Source organism: Streptomyces sp. NPDC031418, assembly GCF_055581605.1.
This window is the reverse complement of record NZ_JBVIJC010000011.1, coordinates 31,757-57,799: the sequence shown is the minus strand read 5'-3', so window position 1 is coordinate 57,799 and position 26,043 is coordinate 31,757. Positions and strand designations below refer to the sequence as shown.

Here is a 26,043-nt window from a genome sequence, read left to right as displayed (position 1 = left end):
CGCCCGGGCCGGACTCATCTACCACGCCGTCACCGCCAGCGGACCCCGGGGGTAGAGGCGCGGCGCCGGGGGCGCCTGCCAGTCCGTTGCCGTGGCCGGTCCCCAGCCCGCCGTCCCCATGCGCGGCTTCCCGATGCACAGGCCCGCCACCAGGCGAGGCCGTCCGCCGCTGGTCCATGCCGCCCCTGTCTCTCCGGTCCGGCCCGTGCCCGTGGCCGGGCCTTTCCATCGTCTCCCAGTGCCCCCGGGCGGCCGTTCGACACGCCGGGAGGCGTTGACGGCGGCCGCTCCCGGGTACCCGGCGCGGCATGGACGACAAGCACCGCAACCGACAGGGCGACGCGAGCGATGCCGAGCGTGCCGCGCGCCGGCAGCGTGAGACGGACGGCGCACGGGCCTCCGCCGAGCCGTTCGAGTACCCGTACCCGGAGCGCCGGCCGGGGGTGCGGGCCCGGCGCCGGATCAGCGAGGCGCAGGCCGCCGCGGACATGCCGCCGGGTATCCCGGGCGGCTACGGCACGACCGGCGGCGGCCAGCCCGGCGCGACCGGTTCCGCGCATCCGCCGGTACGGCGGTCCGGGGACGCTCCCGAGGGCACGGGCTCGGCGGAGCCGGGCGGTGACGACGAGGGGCCGGTGAACCGCTCGCGGCGGTGACCCCGGCGAAGGAATCTAGGGCCAAGGCCGGTCGAAGGGCTCGTCGGTGCCGGGGTGCGGGCGCGGGGGCGGGGGCTCGCCGGCGGTGAGGTGTTCCAGCACCTCGACCAGTTCCTGGCATGCCTTCTCCACCGAGTTGCGGGTGTTGCGCTGCTCGGTGATCAGGGCGGACAGCAGCAGCGCGGTGAGGGCCATGGAGCCGTTGAACGCCTGGAGCTTCGCCATGGTCTCGATCCGGTCGAGCCCGGCGAAGGCGCCGACGCCGTCCGTCGCGGCGACCGTCGCCAGCACGGACGTCAGCAGGGCGCACAGCGCGCTGCCCACCAGCTGGAAGCGCAGGGCGGCCCAGATGAGCAACGGGTAGACGAGGAACAGCAGGCTGATCGAGCTGAAGGCGGCCAGCGGTACGAGAGCGCAGGCGACCAGCGTGAGCGCGGTCGCCTCCTTCCAGCGGCCCAGCGGCGGCAGCCGGCGCGCGCCGTACAGCAGGAGCAGCAACGGCGTCACGATCAGTACACCCATCGCGTCGCCGACCCACCAGGCGAGCCAGACCGGCCAGAAGCTCTGGGCGGCCAGCTTGTCCGTGAGCACCAGGAGCCCGACGCCGACCGTCGCGCTGATCAGCATCGCGCCCAGCGCGCCCAGGAACACCAGGGCCACGCCGTCGCGCAACCGTCCGAGGTCGGGGCGGAAACGGGCCCGGCGCAGCAGCAGCGCGGCGCACAGCGGTGCGACGGTGCTGCCGAAGAGGACGCCGATCACGTCGAGGTGGGGGGTGGTGAGGGAGAGCACGACGAAGAAGGCGCCGAGCGTGATGCCGGGCCAGCAGCGCAGCCCGAGGATGAGCAGGGCGGCGACGGCTACGCCGGTCGGCGGATAGATGGGGGTGACGACGGCGCCCTCGACGGACAGCCCGCGCAGCAGCCCGAGCCGGCCGGCCACGTAGTAGCAGGCCGCGACGGCCAGCACCTGGACGGCATAGGCGCCCGGCCGGCGCAGTTCCTCGATACCCACCACAGCAGCAATCTCACACCGCCGGGCGCGGGTCGGCGAGGCGAGAGACGCCACGGTCCGGCCCTATGGCTGAACCCGGCGCCCGGCCCGGGCGGCGGATCCGCGGCGGGCGGCCCGGGCCCGTTCAGGGACGCGTGCCGGGCCCGTCGAGGCCCACGACGAGGACGGCGGCGTCGTCCTCGTGTCCGACGCTCTCGGCGCCCTTGATCACGGCGGCGGCCAGTGCCGGGGCCGCCAGACCGGCGACGGCGGCGATGCCCGCGAGGCGCACCACCTGGTCCAGGCCGGCCTCGATCGCCAGCGAGGGTCCCTCCACCACCCCGTCCGTGACCAGCACGAACACTCCGCCGGTGGTGAGCCGGTGCCGGGTGACGGGGTAGTCGAAGCCCCGCTCGATGCCGAGCGGCGGTCCGCCCTCGTCGTCGACGACGCCGGACTTTCCGTCGGCCGTGGCCCACACGGAGGGGATGTGCCCGGCGCGGGCGCTCTCCAGCACGCCGGTTTCCGGGTCGAGCCGCATGAAGGTGCAGGTGGCGAAGAGGTCGCTGCCGAGTGCGAGCAGCAGCTCGTTGGTGCGGGCCAGCAGCTCGCCGGGTTCACCGGTGACGGTGGCGAGTGCGCGCAGCCCGGCCCGGACCTGGCCCATGAAGGCGGCGGCCTCGATGTTGTGCCCCTGGACGTCGCCGATGGACAGCCCGATCCTGCCGTCGGGGAGGGTGAACGCGTCGTACCAGTCGCCGCCCACGTTGAGGCCGAGGTTGGCCGGCGCGTACCGGACGGCGAGGTGCAGTCCGGGTGCGGTGGGCAGGTCCCGGGGCAGCATGCCGCGCTGGAGGGCGATGGCCAGCTCGACCTGGGTGCGCTGAAGCTCCGCGCGCTGACGTGCCTGGGCGGTCAGCGAGCCGAGTCTGGCCAGCAGCTCGTCGCCGTCGTCCGTGGAGCGCTTGCGGGGCATCGGTCACTTCCGGCAGGGCGGGGCCCGGGAAGCACCCGCCTGAACATTCGGCAAACGCCTCGATTTTACCTATATATGATGATCTCGCCCATAGGGGACGGTCTCGGCCGGGCGCGGCCCCTCGTGGGGTCCTCACCCGAACGGTGGACGTATCCGTGTCGGCCCGGGGGATGCGCGGGGCCGTGGGTGTGAGATGGCGGTGGCGGTCCCGGCCGGCTCCCCGGTCCGGCCCCGGACCGCTTCCCCCACTCATTCGCTTCGCGTGGGATCACGCGCGAAGGACCACGAAGGACATCTCCATGCGTCTGTGTCGTCCGCTCGTCGCCGTCCTCGGCGGGCTCGTCCTCTCCGTGACCACCATGGGTTCCGCGCTCGCCGCGGACGGCACGTTCGTGTGGATCGGCCCCCAGGGCAAGGCGTACGCCATCGACAGCCCGCCGGACAACAAGTGCTTCGACATGGGCCAGGAGGCGCGTGGCCCGCGCAACTCCACGAAGAAGCCGCTCGTCGTCTACGCGAAGAAGAAGTGCCAGGGCGCGGCGCTGCGGCTCGCCCCCGGCCATGCGGCGCCCGACAGCAGGCACTTCGCCAGCGTGGTGTTCAACCCGCGCTGACCGGCACGGCCCGGCTCCGCCGGGAAACCGGGCGGCACGTGGACGCTCTCGCGTCGGCGTGCCGCCCGTGCCGTGTCCTTTGGCCCTGGGGAAATCCAGGCACCGGCCACCGGCCGTCCGGTGGCTTTCGTCGTTTCGGCGGCGGGGCCCTCCGGCGCCCGCCCGGTGGGCGGCGCGGCCCCCGTCGGTACGAGCGGACGGGGGCCGGTGGCGGCTCACAGCGGGGAGTGGGCCACCGCCGTCACATAGGCGCCGAACAGCAGGGACACGATGGTGAGGGCGCCGTACACGACCACCGCCTGGGCGGGCCGCACCCGCCAGGTCCGGGTGAGCGCGCGGGCCATCGGGATGAGCAGCGGGAAGGCCGGCAGCAGGAACCGCGGCTTGGAGGAGAAGGAGCCGGAGCCGCCGAGCACGAGCAGGATCAGGATCCCGGTGAAGACCACCAGGACCAGCGGGGCCCGGTCCAGGCACAGCAGCGCGAACAGCAGCAGGCTCGCGGCGACGATCATCAGGGCGGCCGGGTAGACGACGCCGCCGCCGTGCAGCAGCAGGGCTTTGACGAAGTGCAGGGCGCCGACGCCGAAGTCGAAGCGCGAGTCCCAGGCGCTCTGCACCGTGAAGTAGCCGCCGAACACGTCGCCGGTCTGGCTGCCGACCCACAGCACATAGCCGAACCAGCCGAGGGGGGCCAGCAGCGCACCGGCCCACAGCCGTGCCGGGACCCGGCCGCGCTGCCGCACCACCTCGACGGCGGCGGCCAGGATGACGGCGCCGGCCAGCGCGAACCCGCTGGGCCGGGACAGTCCGGCGGCCGCGGCCAGCGCACCGGCCCACACCCAGCGGCGGGTGAGCACGCAGTACAGGGACCAGACGGCGAGCGCGGCGAACAGCGACTCCGTGTAAGCGATGGTCAGTTCGACGGCGTGCGGCATGACGGCCCACAGCCCGACCAGCACGGTGGCGACACCCCGCCCGTACAGGTGGTGGCCGATGACGTAGACGCCGTACGCCGCCACGCCCGCGGCGATCCAGGCGATGACCATGGCGGCCTGGCCCGGAGTGAGCGGCAGGACGGTGATCAGCGCCTTGATCAGGGCGGGATACAGCGGGAAGAACGCCCAGTCGACCTGGACGGCGCCCTCGGGCGTGATCCAGATGAGATGGCCGTAGCCCTGGCCGGCGATGTGCAGATACCAGCGGGAGTCCCAGGAGTGGGCGAGGTTCTTGACCAGCGGGTGGCCGCGCGCCGCGTTGGTGAGGATCACCGTGAGCACCCCGGCGAGCCGGACGGCCGCGAACAGGGCGAGGGCCGGGAGTGCCCCCTCGGGGATCCCGCGCCGGGCGATCCGGGGCAGGGCCGGTGGACGGCGGAGGGGACCGGAGGGGGCGGTCGGCTCGGGCCGGGGTACGGATGAGGTGGTCACACTCTTGACCTTGAACACGCCGGGTAAGACGAGCAAATCGCGACCCGGGTTTCTTACGTACTTCCACCCCGATTCAGGAATCGGGGCAAACTTCCCGGCTCGCTCCCGGCTCCCGACACCCCCCACTGGGACCCTCCGAGGTGTTGTTATCATCTGAGCGCTGCCTAGCTCGAAAGATGGATCTGTGACTGTCAACGACGACTCGTTCACCAACTGGAAGATCCGCGAGGAGATCGCGGAGTCGATGATCCCGCTCATCGGGAAGCTGCACCGCGAGCAGGACGTGACCGTCCTGCTGCACAGCCGCTCCCTGGTGAACAAGTCGGTGGTCAGCATCCTGAAGACGCACCGCTTCGCCCGGCAGATCGCCGGCGCGGAGCTGTCCGTCACCGAGACCATGCCGTTCCTGAAGGCCCTCACCACCCTCGACCTCGGGCCCTCGCAGATCGACCTCGGCATGCTCGCCACGCAGTACCAGGCCGACGACCGCGGCCTGAGCATCGAGGAGTTCACCGCCGAGGCCGTCGCCGGCGCGACCGGCGCCAACAAGATCGAGCGCCGTGAGCCGCGCGATGTCGTGCTGTACGGCTTCGGCCGCATCGGCCGGCTCGTCGCCCGCCTCCTCATCGAGAAGGCCGGCTCCGGCAACGGGCTGCGCCTGCGCGCCATCGTGGTCCGCGGCGGCGGCGCCCAGGACATCGTCAAGCGCGCCTCGCTGCTGCGCCGCGACTCCATCCACGGCCAGTTCCAGGGCACGATCACCGTGGACGAGGCCGAGAGCACGATCGTCGCCAACGGCAACGCCATCAAGGTGATCTACGCCGACGACCCGAGCGCCGTGGACTACACCGAGTACGGCATCCGGGACGCCATCCTCATCGACAACACCGGCAAGTGGCGCGACCGCGAGGGTCTGTCCAAGCACCTGCGCCCCGGTATCGAGAAGGTCGTGCTGACCGCGCCCGGCAAGGGCGACGTCCCGAACATCGTGCACGGCGTCAACCACGACACCATCAAGCCGGACGAGCAGATCCTGTCCTGCGCCTCCTGCACCACCAACGCGATCGTGCCGCCGCTGAAGGCCATGGACGACGAGTACGGCGTGCTGCGCGGCCATGTGGAGACGGTCCACTCGTTCACCAACGACCAGAACCTGCTGGACAACTACCACAAGTCCGAGCGCCGGGGCCGCTCCGCGCCGCTCAACATGGTGATCACCGAGACCGGTGCCGCCTCCGCCGTCGCCAAGGCGCTGCCCGACCTCAAGGCGAAGATCAGCGGCAGCTCGATCCGGGTGCCGGTGCCGGACGTCTCGATCGCGATCCTCAACCTCCAGCTGGCCCGCGAGGCCACCCAGGAGGAGGTGCACGACTACCTGCGCGAGGTGTCGCTGACCTCGCCGCTCAAGCGCCAGATCGACTTCACCACGGCGCCCGACGCGGTCTCCAGCGACTTCATCGGCTCGCGGCACGCCTCGATCGTGGACGCCGGCGCCCTCAAGGTCGACGGCGACAACGCGATCCTCTACCTCTGGTACGACAACGAGTTCGGCTACTCCTGCCAGGTGGTCCGGGTCGTCCAGCACGTCTCGGGCGTGGAGTACCCGACGTACCCGGCCACGGCCGTCTGACGCCGGGCCCGACACACGCTGCGGCCGCCGACCGGGGTTCCGGTCGGCGGCCGCCGTGCTGTGGCGCGTGCGCTCAGGCCCTGGCGGGCCGGGCGCAGGCGCCCGCGGCACACGCCGTGAGCCACTGGTCGAAGTCGGCGTCGTAGCGGGTGCCGATGCCGTCGTGGTAGACGGCATAGCCGCCGGCGTAGTCACCGGCGCGGAACCGGGCCAGCATGCGCTGGATGTCGTCGGGGTGCCGCTCGGCCATGTAGCGCACGGCCAGGTAGCCCCACGGGTAGGTGCGGGTCACGTCGCTGTTCGCGTAGGTGTTCTCGAACAGCGTGCTCAGCGTGTAGGTGTGCTTGGCCGCCTCCTGGGCCGCCTGCTCGTCGGGCAGGTTGCGGTAGCTGTAGGAGACGTACTCGGCCACACCCTCGATCCACCACACGTCCGGCACCGAGACCTGCTGGTCGAAGTCGCCCTTCATGTCGTCGCGGGCGTCCAGGAAGTGCGTGTACTCGTGGTTGAGGTTCCAGATCCGGGCCGTGAAGCCGTCGTCGTAGTTCTTCTGGTACATGATCGACGTGACGTGGTTGGCCGGATCCGAGGGGTTGCCGTCCAGGGTCATGCCGCCGTTGTCGGTGCCGATGCCGTAGATCGGGCCCGCGTAGGTCTGGTAGTCGGCGCGGCTGGCGAAGACGACCAGCTCGATCGTGGACACGTACTGGCCGGGTATCGGGCCGCCGGCCTTCACCAGGGTGCGGAAGTAGGCGCTCTGGTTCACCACGCTGGAGCAGGCCGCGTCCAGCTCGGCGGCGGTGAGGGACTGGGCGCGCAGGGTGACGTTCGCGTCGCAGCGGTGGGTGACCGGCAGCACGGCCGCGGTCAGCCTGGCCGGCAGGTCGCAGACGTCGTAGTACGCGCAGTTCGCGGCGTCGTAGGAGTTCGCCTGGGTGGCCACGGCCACCCACAGCGCGGCCGTCGGACCGGTCATCGCGGTCGCGTGCAGCAGGTCCCGGGTCAACGGCGCGACCTCGTCGTGGAGTTCGGGGTGCTCGACGTAACGAGCCAGGTTCATCCCGGCGTTGGCGTCCAGGAAGGCCAGGTCGGTGCCCAGCTGGTCGGTGTTGGCGAGGGCGAAGTCGTACAGGGTGTCGACGATGCCCGGGTCGGCCTCGACCGCCCGGACGTACTCCGGGTTCCAGTTGCCGCGCCACAGCGGTGTGTAGGCGTCGTTGACGGCCCGGACCATGCTGGGGATCGCGTCGTAGGAGCTGTCGTAGTCCTCCAGCAGCCGCCGGTAGACGTCCAGGTAGCGGCCCTGCTGGTCGGCGCTGTCGGTGAGGATGACGGTCTCGCCGAGGATGTCGCCGTTGACCGCGCTGACGTCCGCCGAGTGCGGGCGGGCGAAGAAGGCGTCCAGGCCGGCCGTGACGGCGGTGGTCAGACGCGCGCTGTACGGCCCCACGTCCGCGGAGTGGTTGAACTGGACGTAGTAGCCGGCGCGCAGGAAGAGGACCAGCTGCTCCAGGCTGCCGGAGTTGTCGCCGCCGTACCGTCCGGCGGTGCGGGTGAACGCCTTGGCGACGGTCGCCATCTGCGCCTCGCGGAAGACGTCGTGCGCGTCCTTGCCGGTGACCGAGAAGAGGGTGTTGACGCAGTCCGTGGTCGATGCCTGCACGAAGGAGACCAGGGCGGAACCGGTACGGCCGCCGAAGTCCGCCGGGGTGCAGGAGGCGGCCCGGGGCGAGCGGTGCGCCGGCCGGCCCGCCGGCGGCTGCCGGGGCGGGAGCTGGGCCGGGCTCAGCCGCCGGGGCTGGGTGGCGGGGCGCTCGTCGGCCGCGGTGGCGGCGCCGGTCGGCGAGGGGACGGCCGGGCGGGTGTGCGATCCGGGGGCCGGGCCGGTGTGCGGTCCGGGGGCCGCCAGCGCCGGGGTGGTCAGCAGACCGGCCACGGTCGCGCAGACGGCCGCGGCGCCGGCCAGGCGTCCGGGCAGCGCGAAGCGATAGCGCATCGGGAGTCCTCCACGAAAAGATGCGCCTCTGTGGGGTGTTGAGGCGTGTGAGGCACTGTCTCAGCGGGTCACCCGCGCCAACAATGCCGTGTGACATAGCACATGACACCGGCCGCTCATAACATCGCGCCGTCCTCGTGATCCGCCGGCGCGGGGCGGGCCGGGCCGCTCACGCCCCGGCGACGCTCCACGTCCGCGAGGCCCAGCTGCGCAGGTGGGGCGCCTGGGCGACGAGGTCGCGGTAGGCGGCGGTGGCGGATTGCAGCACCGTGTCCACCACCTCGTCGTCGACCGCGTCGGGCCGCCAGGCGAGCACATAGCGGCACCACAGCGGGGAGCCGGCCAGCGGCTTGACGACGACCTGCGGGACCGGACGGAAGGTCGGCTGCACCAGGGAGACCCCGAGACCGTCGGCGATCATGCTTTGCAGCTGGTTCTGGTCGCCGAGGAACTCGTGGACGGCGACCGGGCTGAATCCGGCCGCCGCGCAGGCGTCGTAGAACACCCCGGGCCAGCCCGCGCCGTCGTCCGGCGTCACGAACCAGGCGTCCTCGGCGAGGTCGGCGAGCTGCACCTGGGCGCACTGGCGGAGCCGGTGCCGGGCGGGGAGGGCCACGAACGTCGGCTCGGTGACGATCCCGCGGTGCCGCACGGCGCCGGAGTGCCGCAGCTCCATGCCCGGGTAGTCGGCGGCGATGGCGGCGTCCACCGCGCCCTCCTCCAGCAGCTCCACGATCCGCGAGGACGCGTAGACGCTGTTGACGGCGAGGGACAGCTCCGGCAGCCGGGCCCGGATCCCGGAGACCGTGCCGGAGAGCATGGGCGAGTTGGTCGCGGCGACGCGCAGGGTACGGCGGGACCGGGCGGCCGGGCGGTGGCCGATGGCGTCGGCGCGGGCCAGCACGTCCCGGGCCTGGGCGACGACCTCGGCGCCGTATCCGGTCGGCCGCACCCCGCTGGTGCCGCGTTCGAACAGCGGCTCGCCCAGGTGGCGTTCGATGCGGCGCAGCTGGGTGCTCACGGCGGGCTGCGAGTACCCCAGATGCGCGGCGGCGCGGCCCACACTGCCCGCGTCGGCGATCGCGCAGAGCACCCGCAGATGCCGCAGCTCCAACTCCATCGGGCCACTCCCCGTCTTGTCCCGGGGGTTTCGCACAGGGCCTGCGGCACTGACGAAACCCCTGCTCACAGCCGTTGCCGACCGGGGTCGTGGCCGGCGCACGAAGCGTCGCACCACGCCCCGTGTCCACACAAGTCGTCCCTCCGCCGTCCTGGCGTGCCCCACCCCTTGACGCCCCCGCGCTCCGATGCGACTTTTTTATCGATACAAAGGATCTCGGAGGGCCCGCCGAGGTAAGCCTCACCCTGCCATCGCACTCCTTCGTCACCGTCCGGACCCCTGTGGCCCGGCACAGTAAGGAAGCCCCCGATGACACCCCCGGACCGCCCCCTGCCCGACCGGCGCTCCCGCCCCCCGATGGGCTGGAACAGCTGGGACTGCTACGGCCCCACCGTCACCGAGGCCGAGGTGCTCGCCAACGCCGCCTTCCTCGCCGAGCACCTGCTCCCGTACGGCTGGGACACCGTGGTGGTCGACATCCAGTGGTACGAGCCCACCGCCCGCGCCCACGGCTACAACCCGGACGCCCCGCTGGTCCTCGACGGATACGGCCGCCAGCTGCCCGCACCGAACCGCTTCCCCTCCGCCGCGGGCGGAGCGGGCTTCGCGCCGCTGGCCCGCCAGGTGCACGACCTCGGACTCCGCTTCGGCCTGCACATCATGCGGGGCATCCCGCGCCGGGCCGTCGCCGCCCGGCTGCCCGTCGCCGGTACGGAGTTCACCGCCGACCAGATCGCCGACACCGGCTCGGTCTGCCCCTGGAACACCGACAACTACGGCCTGAACCACGGCCATCCGGGCGCCCAGGCCTACTACGACGCCCAGGTGGCCCAGTTCGCGCGGTGGGGCGTCGACTTCATCAAGGCCGACGACATGCTCTGCCCGTACCACGAACGGGAGATCACCGCCTACGCCCGCGCGATCGAGCGCAGCGGACGCCCGATGGAGCTGAGCCTGTCCCCCGGCACCGACGTCTCCCTGGCCCACCTGGACCACCTGCGCGACCACGCCACCATGTGGCGGGTCTGCGACGACCTGTGGGACCGGTGGGAGGACGTCGAGGCCCAGTTCGCCCGGATGGCCCGCTGGGCCCCCTGGCAGGGTCCGGGCGGCTGGGCGGACGCCGACATGCTGCCCCTCGGCCGGATCGGCATCCGTGCCGAAGTCGGCGACGACCGGCTGTGCCGCCTGACCCGGCCCGAGCAGATCAGCCTGCTCACCCTGTGGCTGATCTCCCGGTCGCCGCTGATGATGGGCGGCGACCTGCCCACCAGCCCGCCCGAGACCATCGGACTGCTCACCAACGCCGAGGCGCTGGCCGTGCTGTGGCACAGCACCGGCAACCGCGAGGTGCTGCGCGAGCGCGACCTGGTGCTGTGGACCGCCGGGGACACCGACGGCCGTACCCGCTACGCGGCGGTGTTCTCGCTGGCCGACGCACCCCGCCGGTACGAGGTGCCGCTCGGCTCGGTCGGTGCCCGGCCCGGCGACCGGGTGCGGGAGCTGTGGAGCCGTACCGACGTCGGGCACGACGGCCGTCACCTGACCGTCGACCTGCCCGCCCACGGCGCCGCCCTCTATCGTCTCGCGGAGGACGACGGGCGGGAGTGAGCGTGGCGACCATCCAGGACGTGGCGAGGGCCGCCGGGGTGTCCGCGATGACCGTCTCCAACGTCATCAACGACCGTCCCCATGTCCGCCCGGCCACCCGGCAGCGCGTCCTGGAGGCGATGGCCCGGCTCGACTACCGGGTCAACGTGGCGGCCCGCAACCTGCGTACGGGCCGCACCGGGACCATCGGTCTCGCCGTGCCCGAGGTGAACCTGCCGTACTACGGCCGGCTGGCCGCCGCCCTCATCGCCGCGGCCGGCCGGCACGGTCTGCGGGTGAGCATCGAGCAGACCGGGGCCCGCCGGGAGAACGAGCTGGCGGCGCTGGCGCTGTCCCGCAACCGGCTCTACGACGGCCTGATCCTGAGCACGGTCGGCATGGGGCAGGCCGATGTGGCGGCGCTCCGGGTGGACCACCCGGTCGTGATCCTCGGCGAGCGCATCTTCGGCGGTCCGGTGGACCATGTCGCGATGCCCAATGTCGAGGCGTCCGCCGCCGCCACCCGGCATCTGCTCGAGCGGGGCTGCCGGCGGGTGGCCGTCGTCTGCGGGGAACTGGGCACGGAGGTCGATGTGTCGAGTCTGCGGCACACCGGTTACCGGCAGGCGCTGCGCGCCGCCGGGCTGCCCGACGCCGCGGAGCTGGTGCGCACGGTTCCGGCGCTGACCATGGCGGCGGCCGCCCGGCAGGCGCGGGCCATGGTGGCGGAGGGGCTGGACTTCGACGGGGTGTTCTGTGTGACGGACTCCGTCGCGATCGGCGTGCTGCGCGGCCTGGCCGACGCCGGGGTGCGGGTGCCGCAGCAGGTGAAGGTGATCGGATTCGACAACGTCGACGAGAGCGCGTTCCTGATCCCTTCCCTGTCCACGGTGGACCCGGACCATGAGCTGATGGCCGGGCGTGCGGTCGATCTGCTGGTCGCGCGGATGGGCGGCGCGGGCCCGGTGGCGGACCAGGAGGAGTTCGTCAGCCGCTTCTCCCTGGTCGCCCGCGAGTCCACGGCCGACCTATAACCTTCTTGCATCTGCCTATAGTGTTTAGGAAAGTAGAAAATCACTGTCGGCAGAGGGAGCGGGATCATGGTGCGCGCGGGTCTGACCACGGAACGGCTGGTCCGTGCGGGCGCGGAGCTGGCCGACGAGGTCGGCTTCGACCAGGTCACGGTCTCGGCGCTGGCCCGGCGGTTCGACGTGAGGACCGCGAGCCTGTACTCGCATCTGAAGAGCTCCCAGGACCTGAAGACCCGGATCGCGCTGCTCGCCCTGGACGAGCTGGCCGACCTCTCGGCCGAGGCGCTCGCCGGCCGGGCCGGCAAGGACGCCCTGCGCGCCTTCGCCGATGTCTTCCGCGACTACGCCCGCGCCCACCCCGGCCGTTCCGCGGCCGCCCGCCACCCGCTGGACGCCGAGGCCGCCGCCGCGAGCGGGGGTGTCCGGATCGCCCAGCTCACCCGGGCCGTGCTGCGCGGCTACGAGCTGTCCGAACCCGACCAGACCCATGCGGTCCGGCTCCTCGGCAGCGTCTTCCACGGCTACGTCGACCTGGAGACCGCCGGCGGATTCAGCCACAGCGCCCCCGACTCCCAGGAGTCCTGGGAGCGCATCGTGGACGCCCTCGACTCCCTGCTGCGCACGTGGCCCACCCGCTGACCCCCGTTTCGAAGAGCAGGCCGACCATGCAGACCATCCCCCTCACCGCCGCGCTCGTCCGTGGCGCCCTCGACCTGGAGCGCACCGCCCACGGGCTGCTGCCGCACCGGCTGCCGGCCCGGGCCCGCGCCCAGTGCGCCGACCCGCAGCTGGCCATGGCGGAGTCCCAGCCCTCCGGCGTACGCGTCCTGTTCCGCTCCCGCGCCACCGCCGTGGAGCTGGACACCCTGCCCACCAAGCGGGTGTACACCGGGGCGCCGCCACGCCCGGACGGCGTCTACGAGCTGCTCCTCGACGGCCGCCCGGCCGGCCGCGCCACGGCCTGTGGCGGCAACACCCTCACGATCGACCTGCGCACCGGTACGGCCGAACACCGGCCGGGTCCGGTCGGCACCGTCCGCTTCACCGGGCTGCCGGACGCCGACAAGGACGTGGAGATCTGGCTGCCGCACAACGAGACGACGGAGCTGGTCGCACTGCGCACCGACGCGCCGGTGGAGCCGGTGCCCGACCGGGGCCGCCCGGTGTGGCTGCACCACGGCAGCTCGATCAGTCACGGCTCCGACGCGGCGAGCCCCACCACCACCTGGCCGGCGCTCGCCGCGTCCCTCGGCGGGGTGGAGCTGATCAATCTGGGGCTGGGCGGCAGCGCGCTCCTCGACCCGTTCACCGCCCGTGCGCTGCGTGACACCCCGGCCGACCTGATCAGCGTCAAGATCGGCATCAATCTCGTCAACACGGACCTGATGCGGCTGCGCGCCTTCGGACCCGCCGTGCACGGCTTCCTCGACACCGTGCGCGAGGGCCATCCCGACACACCGCTGCTGGTGGTCTCGCCGATCCTGTGCCCGATCCACGAGGACACGCCGGGCCCCAGCGTCCCGGACCTGGCCGCCCTGGGCGAGGGCCGGCTGAGCTTCCGGGCCGCCGGGGACCCGGCGGAGACGGCGAGCGGAAAGCTCACCCTGCGCGTCGTACGGGAGGAGCTGGCCCGGATCGTGCGCGCACGGGCCGCCGAGGACCCGAACCTGCACCACCTGGACGGCCGGGAGCTGTACGGCGAGGCCGACGTCGCCGAGCTGCCGCTGCCCGACGGCCTCCATCCGGACGCCGCCGCGCACCGCCGGATCGGCGAGCGGTTCGCGGCGCTGGCGTTCACCGCGGACGGCCCGCTGGCCCGGCGGGCCGCCTGACCGGGATCTCCCGTCCTCGACCTCCCGTCAGATGAGGTGGGCGAAGACGACCAGGTTGTCGGTGTAGTCCCGGACCGTGTGGTCGTAGTCCCCGGCGCAGGTGATGAGCCGGACCTCGGCGCGGGGCGTGTCGGCGTACACGCGTTTGCTGGGGAAGTCGTTCTTCGCGAAGGTCTCGGTGTCGTCCACGACGAAGTCGGCCTGCCGTCCGTCGTCCCGCTGCACGGAGAAGGTGTCCCCGCGTTTCAGTTCGTCGAGGTTGGCGAAGACGGCGGCGGAGACCGCGGTGTCGACGTGTCCGGCGATCACCGCGGTGCCCTGCTCGCCGGGCGCGGCGCCCTTGGCGTACCAGCCGACGAGGTTGGTGTCGCCGGCCGGCGGGGGCTCGAGCTGGCCGTTCGCGGCGAGCGTCAGCGGGACGAAGGGGGCGTCCACGGAGATCTTCGGGATGAGCAGGCGGGTCGGTGTGGCCCGGGGCAGTGCCGTGCCGACCCGGTGCGGGTCGGCCGGCGCGGCGGCGCGGGCGCCCGCCGCCCGGGGGGCCTCGGAGATGCCGTTCGTGGCGTGGTGGCCGCCGAGCACGCTGAAGGCGAGGGCGGCGGCCGCGGCGACCCACAGGGTCAGCCGCCCTCCGCGGCCGGACGTGCGCTCGGGGGAAGACGGATCTGCTGCCATCGGACACCACCTCACTCGGGCACGGCAGTACGGGGATCAGGACAGGGCGGGGATCCGGCGTGGCACCGGGCGCCGGGGGCGCGGGCCGCCGACACGACGTACGCGTCGGCGGCGACCGCGGTCCCGGGCGCAGGCCCGCCGGTCACGACGCCGGCTGGGCGGCCTTCTTGCGGCGCAGCGCGTACGCGCCGGCGGCACCTACGAGGAGCACGCCGATCCCGCCCGCGGTGACACCGGGGTTGGCGAGCGCTCCGCCACCGGTGTGCATGCCGCCGTGCGGGCGGTCGTGGTCGGAGCCGTAGTCCTCCTGGCCGCGGCCGCTGCCGTGGTCCTTGTCCCGGTAGCTGTCGGGGTCGAAGCGGCTGTCGTCGCGGCCGGAGCCGGAGCCCCAGTCGTCACCGCGCAGCACCGTGGCGAGCGCTCCGCCGCCCGTGTGCACGCCGCCGCGCGGCTCGTCGTGCCCACGCTCGTTGCCACGCTCGTTGCCGCGCTCGTCGTCGTCGCCCCGGCCGTGGTCGGAACCCTCGTCCCGGCCGTGCTCAGAGTCCTCGCCACGGTCACTGTCGGAGCCCCGGTCGTGACCCCGCACCGTCGCCAGCGCGCCACCACCCGTGTGCACCCCGCCGCGCGGCTCGTCGTGCCCACGCTCGTTGCCACGCTCGTTGCCGCGCTCGTCGTCGTCGCCCCGGCCGTGGTCCGAGCCCTCGTCCCGGCCGTGCTCGGAGTCCTCGCCACGGTCACTGTCGGAGCCCCGGTCGTGACCCCGCACCGTGGCGAGCGCTCCGCCACCCGTGTGCATCCCGCCGCGCGGCTCGTCGTGTCCGCGCTCGTTGTCGTGGCCCGAGCCGTGATCATTGTCGTGGTCGGAGTCGTTGTCGTGGTCCCTGCTGTACGACGAGTCGTCACGCCCCCCGTCGTCGCCCGCGACCGCGGCGAGTGCCGCCCCGGGCGTGGCGAAGGCGAGGGCTGCGGCGGTGGCCGCCGTGGCAAGAAGCATGCGGGCAGAACGCATAGTCATGTCCTTCCGCCGTTACCGGGCAGCGGATACGGCATCAGCTGGTTGAACCCGGTCCCGACATGAACCACCGTCAGCGAGTGCCGGCCAACGCACCATCCGAGCCGCCCAGCCGGGTCCAAGCACCACCCGTCTGTCCCAGCGGCACCCCGTTCCGGCCCCTCTTCCGGGCCAATCCCGGCCCTCCGCACCCCGCCGCGACAGCCCGCACGGCGCACCACAGTTCGCCGCTTCCGTGCGCCGGTCCGCATGCCGGGAACCGGCTCTCCCCGTGATCCGCGGAACACGGACAAAGGCTTGTTATGACCGCGGTCATAACGCAGGCTGGTGCCGTCAGCAGGACAGGCCGGCTCAACGGGAGGAAGCAGTGGCGGACGGGATGGCGCGGGCGCTGTGGGAGCGGTACGAGCCTGTGCACGACCTGGTGTACTTCGCGCCGGAGGCGCACCGGGCGGCGGACGCGCTGGGACTGCGCGGCTTCTGGATGGGGTACTTCGCACTGCGCGCGGCACCGCTGGGCGCGGTCGCCCCGTCCGTGGTGACGAGCAGTTTCTACGTCTTCCATCCGGCGCGGGTGACGCGGGCACTGCCCGACGCCTGGTCGTACGCGGCTCCCGAGGATGTGCTGGCGGCCCGCCGGGACGCCATGGACGCGGCCATGAGCAGGCTGTTCGGGGCGGACGTCGTCGGCTCGGGCGACTTCGCCGAGGCCGCGGACCTCGCCTGGGAGGCGGCCGCGGCCGCCGACACCGCGGGCCGGGTGCTGGGCGCCGCCAACCAGGCGCTGGAGCGCCCGGACCGGCCCACCGCCCGGCTGTGGCAGGCGGTGACGACCCTGCGCGAGCACCGGGGTGACGGGCATGTCGCGGTGCTCGTGGGCCAGGGGATCGGCCCGGTGGAGGCCATGGTGCTCAAGGCCGCGGCCGGCGAGTCGGACGGGCGGTTCCTGCGGGAGACCCGCAAGTGGGACCAGGCGGACTGGGCGGCGGCCGGGACGCGCTTGCGGGAGCGCGCTCTGCTCAGCGCGGACGGCTCGCTCACCCCGGCCGGGGTCGCCGTGCGCGCCGAGGTCGAGGCGCTGACCGACGCGGCGGCCGAGAGCCCGTGGCGCGCGCTCGGCGCGGACCGCACCGAACGGCTGGCCGGGCTGCTGGCCCCGCTGGCCCGCTCGGTCGAGGACTCGGGGCTGCTGCCGACCGGCAACCCCGTGGGCCTGACCCGGGCCGCGGCCGCCGCGCCCGGCGGCATCTGAGCCACGGGCAGCGCAACGGCCGTCGGCCCACCTTCCTCCTTGGGTTCGCCTCTCGCTCAGGCCCGGCCGGCCACCCTCGTGACGCGCCGGAGCCGCGATCTGCACCCGTACGGAGGAACGTGCCAGGCGGCCGCGTCGCGCCCCGAACTGCCGTGCGCACGGCGGCTGTTGGGGGCCGTACCCTAAGGCCGTGGTCAACCGAGACGAGGATCCGGGGCAGGTTGCGGCCCGGCTCACCGGACGGCCCGTCAGCGGGGTGCGGGCGGCGTCAGGGTCGCCCGCCGAGGTGACGCTGACCGACGGCACGCCGGTGATGGTCAAGCGGGGGGACGCACCCGGTGCGGTGCGGGCGGAGGTGGCGGGGCTGCGCTGGCTGGCCGCGGCGGACGCGGTCCGGGTGCCCGCGGTGCTCGGCCACGACGAGCGCTGGATGGTGACCGAGCGGGTGGCGACCGGGCGCGCCGGCCCCGCGGCGGCGCTGCGCTTCGGCACGGCCCTGGCGGCTCTGCACGCGGCGGGCGCACCCCACTTCGGGGCGCCGCCGCCCGGCGGCCCCGAGAACGCGTTCATCGGCCGCGCCCCCATGCGCAACGCGCCCGGCACCGTCTGGCCCCGCTGGTACGCCGAGCACCGGGTGTCGCCCTATGTGCGCGGCGCGCTCGACCGGGGCACGCTCCGCCCGGAGGAGGCGGGCGTGTTCGAACGGGTCTGCGAGCGACTGCCGGAGCTGGCGGGCCCCGCCGAACCGCCCGCCCGGCTGCATGGCGACCTGTGGAACGGGAACGTGCTGTGGGGCGCGGACGGCGAGGTCCGGCTCATCGACCCGGCGGCCCACGGCGGGCACCGGGAGACCGATCTGGCGATGCTGCACCTGTTCGGCTGCCCGTACCTGGACCGTGTGCTCGTGGGGTACGAGCGGACAGCACCACTGGCCGAGGGCTGGCGGGACCGGATCGGCCTGCACCAGCTCTTCCCGCTGCTGGTGCACGCCGTGCTCTTCGGCCGCGGATACGCCGAACAGGCGCTGGCCGTGGCCCGGGGCGTGCTCCGGGGCTGACCCGGTCCGGCACCGGCGGAAGCAGCTTCTCATCGTGATCACTCAGCGTGAGGAACCCAATCACCCGTTCGATTCGTATAAGGACGTGAAAGCCGAACCAGGGAGAGGCCATGCAACCGTTCACGCTCAACTACGCGCGACCTGCTGTGCAGTTGGACGTCACCCCTCCGTACGCCTATGACTCCGGACTGCAATTGAACGTCCTCCCGGACGGACGGATCGCGGCCACCGATCACGCGACCCTGCGAGCGTTCGGGACCACGACGTCGACCGCTGGTTCCAAGACGCACTTCGACGACTGAACCACGGGCTTCGGACGATGACGGTACTCATCCTGACCAGTGAAGAGGACGTGACGGCGGACATGGTGGTCCTCCGGCTGGGCGAGGCGGGCGTGCCCGTCGTCCGGCTCGATCCCGCCGATCTGACCCAGGGGGTGGCGCTGTCGGGCGAGTACGCGCAGGGCGCCTGCCGCGGGCATCTGTCCGTCGGCGGGCGCCTGGTGAGCGTGAACGGCCTGCGCTCCGTCTGGGTGCGCAGACCCGGCCGGGCGGCCGCGCGCGCCGCCCATCCGTCCGCCTGGCTGACCGAGGAGTCCGCGCAGGCTCTGTACGGCATGCTGCGGTGCACCGACGCCCGCTGGATGAACCACCCGGACGCCGCCCGCCGCGCCCGGCACAAGCCGTGGCAGCTGCACCTGGCCCAGCGCACGGGGCTCGCCGTGCCCGCCACGCTCATCACGACGTTCCCGCAGGCGGCGCGGGAGTTCGCGGAACGCTTCCCGGACCTGGTGGTCAAACCGGTCTCCGGCGCACACCCGCAGGAGCCGGCGCGTGCGGTGCCGACCAGCAGGGTCGCACCGGACACCGACTTCTCGGCGGTCGCCTTCGGACCGACCCTGTTGCAGCGGCGGGTCACCAAGCGGGCCGACATCCGGCTCACCGCCGTCGGCGGCACGCTGCTGGCCGCGCGCAAGCCGGCCGATCCGGACGCCCACCCCGACGACGTCGACGTCCGCTTCGCCCCGTCGGTCTCCCCCTGGCTGCCCGCCGAGGTGCCGCCGCGGGTCGCCGAGAGCGTGCTGCGCTATCTGGCGGAGGCCGAACTGGCCTACGGCGCCTTCGACTTCGCGGAGGACCCGGACGGCATCTGGTGGTTCCTGGAGTGCAACCAGTCGGGGCAGTTCGGGTTCGTCGAGATGGACACCGGCCAGCCGATCGCCGCCACCATCGCCGACTGGCTCGCCGCGCACGGCGAGGCGGGCCGCGGGTGTGGGACGGGGGATCGGCGCGCAGGATCCTGAGGACGCGGGGTACGGCTCGGAGAGAGGAACGTCTCATGCGCATCGGACTGCTGGGGACCGGCCCCTGGGCGCAGGCGGCGCACGCTCCCGCCCTCGCCGCCCACCCCGGCGTGGAGTTCGCCGGGGTGTGGGGGCGCCGCCCGGAGGCGGCGGCGGAGCTGGCGGAGCGGTACGCCGTCACCGCGTACGACGACGTGGACGCGCTGCTGGCCGAGGTGGACGCGGTGGCGGTGGCGCTGCCGCCGTCGGTGCAGGCCGAACTGGCGGTGCGCGCGGCGCGGGCGGGCCGGCATCTGCTGCTGGACAAGCCGGTCGCGGTGTCGGTCGCGGCGGGCCGGGCGGTCGTCGCGGCGGTGGAGCGGGCCGGGGTGGCGTCGGTGGTCTTCTTCACTCTGCGGTTCCAGAAGGAGCCGGAGGCCTGGATCGAGGAGCAGGCGGCGGCCGCGGGCTGGTTCACGGCACGCGCGCACTGGCTGGGGGCGGTCTTCACCTCCGGCAGCCCGTACGCGGTCTCGCCGTGGCGGCGGGAGAAGGGCGCCCTGTGGGATGTCGGCCCGCACGCCCTGTCGGTGCTGCTGCCGGTCCTCGGCGACGTACGGCAGGTGGTGGCGGCCGGGTACGGTCCCGTGGACACCGTGCACCTGGTCCTCGACCACGCCACCGGCGCGTCCAGCACCCTGACGCTCAGCCTGTCGGCGCCGCCCGCGGCGGCCGGGGCGGGCGTGCAGCTGTGGGGCGAGGCCGGGGTGGCGCAGCTGCCGGACGGCGCGGAGGGGGCGGTCGCGGCACTCTCCCGTGCGGTCGACGCCCTGCTGACCGCCGCCCGCACGGGCCGGCCGCACGCCTGCGACGCCGCGTTCGGCCAGCGCGTCACGGAGATCCTGGCGACGGCGGAGGCCCGGTTGAGGAGCAGCGACTAGAGCGAAGCCCCACTGTCGTCCCGGGGGTGAGCGTGGAGGGCCGTGGGGGGCGTCCAGGCCGTGGGGTCGTCGGCGGTGGTGGTCCGTGCGCCGTAGACGACCCGCATGAAACGCAGGACGGCCTCGTCCGGCAGATGCAGGGCCGCGGTGCAGTCCGTCAGGACGGTCACGTGGTAGCCCTTCTGGAAGGCGGTACGGGCCGTGGTGTCCACGCACACGTCCGCGTACAGCCCGGCGAGGACGAGGTGCCCGATGCCCCCGGCGGACAGATGCGCCTCGAAGCCCTCGCCGAGGAAGGCGTCGAAGCAGGCCCGCTTGGTGAAGACCCGCTCGCCCGGTGCCGGGGCCACGGCGTGGAACTCCGCGCCCCAGGAGCCCGCCACGCACTTCGGCCGTCCGCCCCGCAGCCGGTCGCGCAGCCGCCAGCTGGCGCCCTGGTGTTCCAGGTCGCCGGCGAAGCGGACGAACACGACCTCCACGCCCCGCTCCCGGGCCGCCGCCACCGCCCGGACACAGCCGGCCGCCACCGCCTCCAGCGCGGCCGGGCCGCCGCCGGAACGGGCGCGGGCCGCGGGGCCGGCGAAGAAGTCGTTCTGGAGATCCACGACGACCAGGGCCGTCCGCTCGCGTGCGGTCATGATCGGCTGGTGAGCATGGAGTCGGCACCTCTGCTTTCCACTGCGACGCGCCGGAGCCCGGTCCCGGGGGTCGGTCCACTATCGGTCACCCCGCGCACCCGGGGCGGCGAACCCCGGTCTGAGCACCCGAAGGGGGTAATCCGCCGGACGGCGCGCGGCAGGGCGCGCTCCGGCACGGCCGCCCCGCACTCCCGCTCGAAACTCCCGCGCGCACGGCTCGCCGGCCCACCGCAACCGTGCGGCCCAAGCGCGGGAGGCCCGGCCGGGGCGGTCGGCGTAGCGTGGGCGTGTGAGATCGGTGCGCGGCTGGTCGTCGCGCGGGGACCGGGAGGATCGCGGCTGGCTGCGGGGCGCGCCGCCGCCGCGCTGGGTACGGGTGCTGCCCGTGCTGCTGCTCGTGGCCGTCAGCGTGGCCACGGCGATCACCCCGGACGCGCGCGACGCCGGTTTTCTGCTGGGCGCGATCCCGCCGCTGGCGGTGCTGTCCTACGGTCCGCTGGCGACCGCGCTGCTCGGCGTGGGCGTGGTGGTCGTACTGAACGTGCCGGCCACGCATCTGAACCGTCCCGGCGACACCGATCTGCTCACCGTCGTGTTCGTGGCCGCGCTGAGTGTGTTCGTGTCCTATGTGCGCAGCCGGCGGGACGCCCAGCTGGACACGGAGCGCGAGATCGGTGAGGCCGTGCAGCGGGCGGTGCTGCCGTCGCTGCCGGAGCGGGTCGGCTCGGTCGGCTGCGCGGGCTTCTACCGGGCGGCGCAGGACGGGACGCTGGTCGGCGGGGACTTCTTCGACGTGCGGCAGGGGCCGCACGGGGTGCGTGCGGTGATGGGCGATGTGCGGGGGCACGGGCTGTCGGCGGTGGCGACGGTGGTGGCGCTGCTGGGGGCGTTCCGGGAAGCGGTGCTGGACCAGCCGGCGCTGGAGTCGGTGGCGGCGCGGATGGACCGCAGGCTGGCGGTGGACGCGGCGGGGGTACGGGACGCGGAGCTGTTCGCGACCGGCGTGCTGCTGGAGTTCTCCCCCGACGGGCGAGCGGTGCGGGTGGTGGCCTGCGGTCATCCGGCGCCCGTGCTGCTGCGCGCGGGGCAGGCGCGGGAGGTGGCCGTGGTGCCCGGGCCGCCGCTCGGGCTCGGCCTGGTCGACGTGGATCCGCCGAAGGAGGTCACGCTGGCGCTGGCCCCCGGTGACCGGCTGTTCCTGGCCTCCGACGGGGTGTGGGAGGCCCGGGACGGCGCCGGCGCCTTCTATCCGCTGCCCGGACGGCTGGCCGCCCTGTCCGGAACCGCGTCCGCGGAGCTGCCCGGTGCCGTGTGGACGGACCTGGCCCGGCTCGGCTGCGCGGTCCGGGACGACGTCAGCATGCTGGTGCTCGCCCCGGACGCCGACGCCATCTGACCTGGGCCACCCCGTACTTCGGCCTCCCCCGCCGTCCCGAACCGACGCGCGGAGTTCGAACGTGTCGCCTCAAACGCCACGGTTCGCCACCCCTTCCGCCACGTAGAAATATCTACGAGCATGCATATGCCGGGTTGGCGTGCAGGTGCACCAAGTGCCCGGCCATGGCCGCCCCCTGCACGCATGGCAGGCGGGCGAGGACACCCTCGGAGCAGTGCATGACGAACACGATGTGGATGCGGGGCGTGGAGTGGCTGGCCGCTGCGGCCGGTGACCCGCGGGCCTGCAAATGGGAGTGGGATCACGGCGAGGGCGTCGCGCTGCTGGAAGCGGGCCGCTTCTGGGACGTGCTGAGCGTCCCCGAGCGGCTGGGTCTGCTCACCCTGGACCTGCTGTGGCGACCGGACCTTCCCCTGCCGGGGCCCACGCTGGTCGACACCGCCGCGGGCCGGGTCGGCTTCTTCCTCCCGCCCGACCCCGCCGGGGGCTGGGTCGGCTCCGGCCTGCGCTACGGCGCCAAGGGCACCTGGGTCGCCGTACCGCCACCGTACCGGCCCGCCCGCTCCCTGGAATGGCTGGTACCGCCCGACGGCACCGGGGCCCTGCACGGTCCCGAGCCGCTGGAGGAGGCGTTGCAGCAGGCCAACGGCACCCTGGCCGTCCTGGCACCGCCGGCCGACCGGTAGCCGGCCGGGCCACGGCGGATCAGGGGCGGATCAGGGGCGCTCCGGCTCGGGCCGTGGACGCCGGGCGGGCACGGGAGGTACGGCCCACAGTGCGTCCCGTGCTGGGGCCGGCGGAGCGACGGCCCACAGCGCGTCCGGTTCGGCGGGCACGGTCCGGCCCTGCGCGCGCCACTCGGTGACGAGCCCTGCGTAGATCGGCTCCCGCGCGCGGTCCACCCGGTCGAACGGATCCGTCCGGCGTGTCCGCTCCCTCCGGCGCATCTCCTCCAGCCGTTCGAGCCGGTCCATCCAGTCCAAGCGGTTCATGCCGGGGCAACGCCGGCGGCCGGTCCCCGGTACGCCCCGGCCGCAGGGCTCACCGGGTCGGGTGAGGCCATCCCCCGAACGGGGCGCTCCGCCCGTCCGACAAGCATCCCGCCCCGGCGCGGCGGGGCCGGTGGCCGACGGGCAGTGCCGGGTGGGCGCTCCTATGCTGGGAAGGCAGGGCTTCGACGTCGCTTCCCGCTCGCACGTACTCCCCATCACGTGCTTGGAGTCAGCCCATGTCGCATTTCTCCGCACACCTGCGCCGGGGGACCGTGGTCGCCGTCACGGCGGGGACGCTGCTGACGCCGCTCACCGCAGGGGCCGCACCGGTCCTCGTGCCGGGCGGCGCCCCTGCCGCCGTCTCCCCCACGCCTGCTCCTCCGGCCCCCACTCCGTCGCCCTCGCAGTCCGAGGTCCGCGCGCTCACACCGGCCGTGGCGAACCAGCTCGACGCGGCCGTCCAGCGGGTGATGCGGCAGGCGAACATCCCCGGCGTGACCGTCGGTATCTGGACGCCGGGGCAGCCGAGTTACGTCCGCTCCTTCGGGGTCGCCGACAAGAGCGACGGGCAGCCGATGGCGCCGGACATGTTCATGCGGATCGGCAGCGAGACGAAGATGTTCACCGTCTCCGCGCTGCTGCAACTGGTGGACCGGGGAAAGGTCGGGCTGGACGATCCGATCGGCAGGTACGTCGACGGCGTGCCCAACGGGGACCGGATCACGCTGCGTCAGCTGGCCGAGATGCGCAGCGGACTGTTCAACTACTCCGAGGACGCCGACTTCGACAAGGCGCTCACCTCCGCCCCGCAGAAGCCCTTCACGCCCCAGCAGTTGCTCGACTACGCCTTCAAGCACCCGGTGATGTTCGAGCCGGGGGCGAAGTTCTTCTACAGCAACACCAATCTGATCCTGCTGGGGCTGGTGGTGGAGAAGGAGAGCGGGCAGCACATCGAGGACTACATCAGGCAGCACATCCTCGAACCGGCCGGCATGAAGGACACGCTCTTCCCCACCGGAAGCGAGTTCCCCACGCCGCACGCGCAGGGCTACACCCTCCAGACCGCGAACGGCAAGGAGGCCGACTCGGCCGACTGGAATCCGTCCTGGGCCTGGGCGGCCGGCGCGATGATCTCGACCCTCGACGATCTGCACACCTGGGCACCGACGGCCGCCACCGGCCAGTTCCCGGACGGTACCCGGATGATCAGCACCGCCAGCCAGGAGCAGCGGCTGATGACACTGCCGGCCGGCCCGTTCAAGGGCGCCGGCTACGGCCTGGGCATCTTCGACGTGCGGGGCTGGATCGGCCACAACGGCTCGCTGCCGGGGTACGAGGCCCTGACGGTCTATCTGCCGGCGACGCGGACCACGCTCGTCGTGCTCTGCAACACCGACACCGGATACCGCGGCCAGGAACCCAGCACCGTGCTGGGTGCGGCGATCACCCGGATCATCTCCCCCGGACACGTCTACAACCTGCCAGTCACCCGGACCGGTTGAGGCGCGATCTCGGCCGGATCCAGACCCTGGAAAACCTGTTCGGTGGGCCGGCCACCCCGGGCGGCGTCTACTGAAGGCGAACGCGTCGAAACGAGCGCCGCTCGCCCAGGAGAACCGTCGTGACCGTCACCGACCGTATCGCCCTCGACCCCTTCGGCTCCGACATCGTCGCGGAGAGCGCCCGGTTGCGCGCCCTCGGCCCCCTCGTCCCCGTGCAGCTGCCCGGCGGCGTCCCCGCCTGGGCGCCCACCGGCTACGACACCCTCAGAGACCTGATCCTCGATCCCCGCGTCAGCAAGGACGCGCGCCGGCACTGGCGGCTGTGGCCGGAGCTGAGCCGGCACCCGGAGTGGGGCTGGGTGGCCACCTGGGTGGGCGTGGTGAACATGCTCACCGCGTACGGCCCCGACCACACCCGGCTGCGCAAGCTGGTCGCACCGAGCTTCACACACCGCCGTACCGAGGCGATGCTGCCGCGGGTACGGGCGCTCACCGCCGAGCTGCTGGACGAGCTGGCGGCCGCGGGGGCCGACGGCCGGACGGTCGACCTGCGGGCGGGGCTCGCGCATCCGCTGCCGATGCGCATGATCGGCGAACTCCTCGGCCTGCCGGAGGAGTTGCAGTCGGACGCCGTGCGGCTGATCGCCGACATCATGAACACCTCCGACACCAGCCCCGAGCACGCGGCCTCGGTGCAGCAGCGGATCGGCTCGGTCCTCGGTGCGCTGATCGAGCACCGGCGGGCGCACCCCGGCGACGACATCACCAGCGAGCTGATCCGGTTCCGGGACACGGACGGCGACCGCCTCGGTGACGAGGAACTGCTGCACACGCTGCTGCTGGTGGTGGGGGCCGGGTTCGAGACCACCGTCAACCTCATCGGCAACGCGGCCGTCGCCCTGCTGACCCACCCGGCGCAGCTGGCGGCGGTGCGCTCGGGGGCGGTCGGCTGGGCGGCGGTGGTCGACGAGACGCTCCGGGTGCATCCGTCCATCGCCGCGCTGCCCCTGCGGTTCGCGGTCGAGGAGCTGACGGTCGGGGACGTGACGGTCCCGGCCGGGGACGCGATCATCACGCTGTACGCGGCGGCGGGGCTGGACCCGGCGCACTACGGCGCGGACGCGGCCGTCTTCGACGCGGCCCGGGAGGCGGCGGACCATCTGGCGTTCGGGATCGGTGTGCACCGCTGCGTCGGGGCGCCGCTGGCCCGGCTGGAGGCGACCACGGCACTGCCCGCGCTGTTCTCCCGCTTCCCGGGGCTGCGGCTGGCCGTCGGCGCCGAGGAGCTGCGGCAGCTGCCGTCGTTCATCACGCACGGCTGGCAGGAGATCCCGGTCCGGCTGGGCCCCTGAGCGGCGGGCACCCGGGACGGGCGCCGGGCCGCGACCGGTCCCCCGTTCCGGTCACGGCCCCTGCACTCTCCCGAAC

At 73.4% G+C, this 26,043-nt stretch carries 25 protein-coding genes; 16 read left to right on the top strand and 9 right to left on the bottom strand.

Annotated features, from left to right (window positions below; translation table 11 throughout):
* Window positions 1–308: 308 nt before the first annotated feature.
* Window positions 309–656, top strand: a complete 348-nt coding sequence (locus tag ACZ5CZ_RS17800; protein ID WP_468943679.1) for a hypothetical protein — start codon at window positions 309–311, stop codon at window positions 654–656.
* Between the two features lie 15 nt (window positions 657–671).
* Here the strand turns inward: ACZ5CZ_RS17800 and ACZ5CZ_RS17795 are convergent, their stop codons facing one another.
* Both ACZ5CZ_RS17795 and ACZ5CZ_RS17790 read right to left on the bottom strand, forming a co-directional pair.
* Window positions 672–1,673, bottom strand: coding sequence for an MASE1 domain-containing protein (locus ACZ5CZ_RS17795; protein WP_468943677.1), 1,002 nt, complete (start codon window positions 1,671–1,673; stop codon window positions 672–674).
* A 121-nt stretch (window positions 1,674–1,794) separates the two neighbouring features.
* Window positions 1,795–2,625, bottom strand: a complete 831-nt coding sequence (locus tag ACZ5CZ_RS17790) for a PP2C family protein-serine/threonine phosphatase (RefSeq protein ID WP_385840955.1) — start codon at window positions 2,623–2,625, stop codon at window positions 1,795–1,797.
* Window positions 2,626–2,924: 299 nt separating this feature from the next.
* Between ACZ5CZ_RS17790 and ACZ5CZ_RS17785 the strand changes: the two genes are divergently transcribed.
* A complete protein-coding gene (locus ACZ5CZ_RS17785) occupies window positions 2,925–3,239 on the top strand; it encodes a hypothetical protein (protein ID WP_385840957.1) in 315 nt (104 codons plus the stop codon).
* A gap of 215 nt (window positions 3,240–3,454) precedes the next feature.
* Here the strand turns inward: ACZ5CZ_RS17785 and ACZ5CZ_RS17780 are convergent, their stop codons facing one another.
* Complete coding sequence (locus ACZ5CZ_RS17780; RefSeq protein ID WP_385840958.1) at window positions 3,455–4,666, bottom strand: hypothetical protein; 1,212 nt, start codon at window positions 4,664–4,666, stop codon at window positions 3,455–3,457.
* A 184-nt stretch (window positions 4,667–4,850) separates the two neighbouring features.
* Between ACZ5CZ_RS17780 and ACZ5CZ_RS17775 the strand changes: the two genes are divergently transcribed.
* Window positions 4,851–6,296: a glyceraldehyde-3-phosphate dehydrogenase gene (locus ACZ5CZ_RS17775; RefSeq protein ID WP_385840959.1), complete on the top strand. Its 1,446-nt coding sequence runs from the start codon at window positions 4,851–4,853 to the stop codon at window positions 6,294–6,296.
* 73 nt (window positions 6,297–6,369) lie between these two features.
* Here the strand turns inward: ACZ5CZ_RS17775 and ACZ5CZ_RS17770 are convergent, their stop codons facing one another.
* Together ACZ5CZ_RS17770 and ACZ5CZ_RS17765 are read right to left on the bottom strand one after the other, a co-directional pair.
* Window positions 6,370–8,292, bottom strand: coding sequence for a collagenase (locus ACZ5CZ_RS17770; RefSeq protein ID WP_385840960.1), 1,923 nt, complete (start codon window positions 8,290–8,292; stop codon window positions 6,370–6,372).
* Between the two features lie 169 nt (window positions 8,293–8,461).
* Complete coding sequence (locus tag ACZ5CZ_RS17765) at window positions 8,462–9,412, bottom strand: LysR family transcriptional regulator (protein ID WP_468943671.1); 951 nt, start codon at window positions 9,410–9,412, stop codon at window positions 8,462–8,464.
* 309 nt (window positions 9,413–9,721) lie between these two features.
* Here ACZ5CZ_RS17765 and ACZ5CZ_RS17760 point away from each other — a divergent pair, with 309 nt between their 5' ends.
* The 4 genes from ACZ5CZ_RS17760 to ACZ5CZ_RS17745 all read left to right on the top strand — a co-directional run bounded on the left by ACZ5CZ_RS17760 (window position 9,722) and on the right by ACZ5CZ_RS17745 (window position 13,865).
* On the top strand, window positions 9,722–11,023 hold the full coding sequence (locus tag ACZ5CZ_RS17760; RefSeq protein WP_468943668.1) for a glycoside hydrolase family 27 protein: 1,302 nt from the start codon (window positions 9,722–9,724) through the stop codon (window positions 11,021–11,023).
* Window positions 11,024–11,025: 2 nt separating this feature from the next.
* Entirely contained in the window at window positions 11,026–12,036 is a 1,011-nt protein-coding gene (locus ACZ5CZ_RS17755; protein WP_468943665.1) for a LacI family DNA-binding transcriptional regulator, read from the top strand.
* 66 nt (window positions 12,037–12,102) lie between these two features.
* The gene (locus ACZ5CZ_RS17750; protein WP_385840964.1) at window positions 12,103–12,672 is read left to right on the top strand and encodes a TetR/AcrR family transcriptional regulator; all 570 of its coding nucleotides are present in this window, start codon (window positions 12,103–12,105) and stop codon (window positions 12,670–12,672) included.
* A gap of 26 nt (window positions 12,673–12,698) precedes the next feature.
* Window positions 12,699–13,865, top strand: a complete 1,167-nt coding sequence (locus ACZ5CZ_RS17745) for a GDSL-type esterase/lipase family protein (protein ID WP_468943661.1) — start codon at window positions 12,699–12,701, stop codon at window positions 13,863–13,865.
* 27 nt (window positions 13,866–13,892) lie between these two features.
* Here the strand turns inward: ACZ5CZ_RS17745 and ACZ5CZ_RS17740 are convergent, their stop codons facing one another.
* Window positions 13,893–14,540 carry a class F sortase gene (locus tag ACZ5CZ_RS17740; protein WP_385840966.1) on the bottom strand — a complete coding sequence of 216 codons (648 nt, stop codon included), beginning with the start codon at window positions 14,538–14,540 and terminating at the stop codon, window positions 13,893–13,895.
* A gap of 142 nt (window positions 14,541–14,682) precedes the next feature.
* Complete coding sequence (locus tag ACZ5CZ_RS17735) at window positions 14,683–15,552, bottom strand: hypothetical protein (RefSeq protein ID WP_468943658.1); 870 nt, start codon at window positions 15,550–15,552, stop codon at window positions 14,683–14,685.
* Between the two features lie 370 nt (window positions 15,553–15,922).
* Here ACZ5CZ_RS17735 and ACZ5CZ_RS17730 point away from each other — a divergent pair, with 370 nt between their 5' ends.
* The 5 genes from ACZ5CZ_RS17730 to ACZ5CZ_RS17710 all read left to right on the top strand — a co-directional run bounded on the left by ACZ5CZ_RS17730 (window position 15,923) and on the right by ACZ5CZ_RS17710 (window position 20,087).
* Complete coding sequence (locus tag ACZ5CZ_RS17730) at window positions 15,923–16,807, top strand: SCO6745 family protein (RefSeq protein ID WP_468943656.1); 885 nt, start codon at window positions 15,923–15,925, stop codon at window positions 16,805–16,807.
* A 190-nt stretch (window positions 16,808–16,997) separates the two neighbouring features.
* On the top strand, window positions 16,998–17,864 hold the full coding sequence (locus ACZ5CZ_RS17725; protein ID WP_468943653.1) for a fructosamine kinase family protein: 867 nt from the start codon (window positions 16,998–17,000) through the stop codon (window positions 17,862–17,864).
* Window positions 17,865–17,974: 110 nt separating this feature from the next.
* Entirely contained in the window at window positions 17,975–18,166 is a 192-nt protein-coding gene (gene tgmA / locus ACZ5CZ_RS17720) for a putative ATP-grasp-modified RiPP (RefSeq protein WP_385840970.1), read from the top strand.
* A 17-nt stretch (window positions 18,167–18,183) separates the two neighbouring features.
* Window positions 18,184–19,167 (top strand): ATP-grasp ribosomal peptide maturase, encoded by a 984-nt coding sequence (tgmB, locus tag ACZ5CZ_RS17715; protein ID WP_385840972.1) that lies wholly within the window; start codon window positions 18,184–18,186, stop codon window positions 19,165–19,167.
* Window positions 19,168–19,202: 35 nt separating this feature from the next.
* Complete coding sequence (locus tag ACZ5CZ_RS17710) at window positions 19,203–20,087, top strand: Gfo/Idh/MocA family protein (protein ID WP_467549435.1); 885 nt, start codon at window positions 19,203–19,205, stop codon at window positions 20,085–20,087.
* Here the strand turns inward: ACZ5CZ_RS17710 and ACZ5CZ_RS17705 are convergent.
* A complete protein-coding gene (locus ACZ5CZ_RS17705; RefSeq protein ID WP_468943649.1) occupies window positions 20,084–20,725 on the bottom strand; it encodes a cysteine hydrolase family protein in 642 nt (213 codons plus the stop codon). The two genes, ACZ5CZ_RS17710 and ACZ5CZ_RS17705, sit on opposite strands and share 4 nt — an antisense overlap.
* 289 nt (window positions 20,726–21,014) lie before the next feature.
* On the opposite strand from ACZ5CZ_RS17705, the gene ACZ5CZ_RS17700 reads away from it, so the two are divergent.
* Entirely contained in the window at window positions 21,015–22,121 is a 1,107-nt protein-coding gene (locus tag ACZ5CZ_RS17700; RefSeq protein WP_385840976.1) for a PP2C family protein-serine/threonine phosphatase, read from the top strand.
* Between the two features lie 218 nt (window positions 22,122–22,339).
* Window positions 22,340–22,807: a hypothetical protein gene (locus ACZ5CZ_RS17695; protein ID WP_385840977.1), complete on the top strand. Its 468-nt coding sequence runs from the start codon at window positions 22,340–22,342 to the stop codon at window positions 22,805–22,807.
* Window positions 22,808–22,837: 30 nt separating this feature from the next.
* On the opposite strand, the gene ACZ5CZ_RS17690 is transcribed toward ACZ5CZ_RS17695, so the two are convergent.
* The gene (locus ACZ5CZ_RS17690) at window positions 22,838–23,113 is read right to left on the bottom strand and encodes a hypothetical protein (protein ID WP_468943645.1); all 276 of its coding nucleotides are present in this window, start codon (window positions 23,111–23,113) and stop codon (window positions 22,838–22,840) included.
* Between the two features lie 236 nt (window positions 23,114–23,349).
* On the opposite strand from ACZ5CZ_RS17690, the gene ACZ5CZ_RS17685 reads away from it, so the two are divergent.
* Together ACZ5CZ_RS17685 and ACZ5CZ_RS17680 are read left to right on the top strand one after the other, a co-directional pair.
* Window positions 23,350–24,615 (top strand): serine hydrolase domain-containing protein, encoded by a 1,266-nt coding sequence (locus ACZ5CZ_RS17685; RefSeq protein ID WP_468943642.1) that lies wholly within the window; start codon window positions 23,350–23,352, stop codon window positions 24,613–24,615.
* A gap of 119 nt (window positions 24,616–24,734) precedes the next feature.
* A complete protein-coding gene (locus tag ACZ5CZ_RS17680) occupies window positions 24,735–25,967 on the top strand; it encodes a cytochrome P450 family protein (RefSeq protein WP_468943639.1) in 1,233 nt (410 codons plus the stop codon).
* Window positions 25,968–26,043 lie beyond the last annotated feature (76 nt).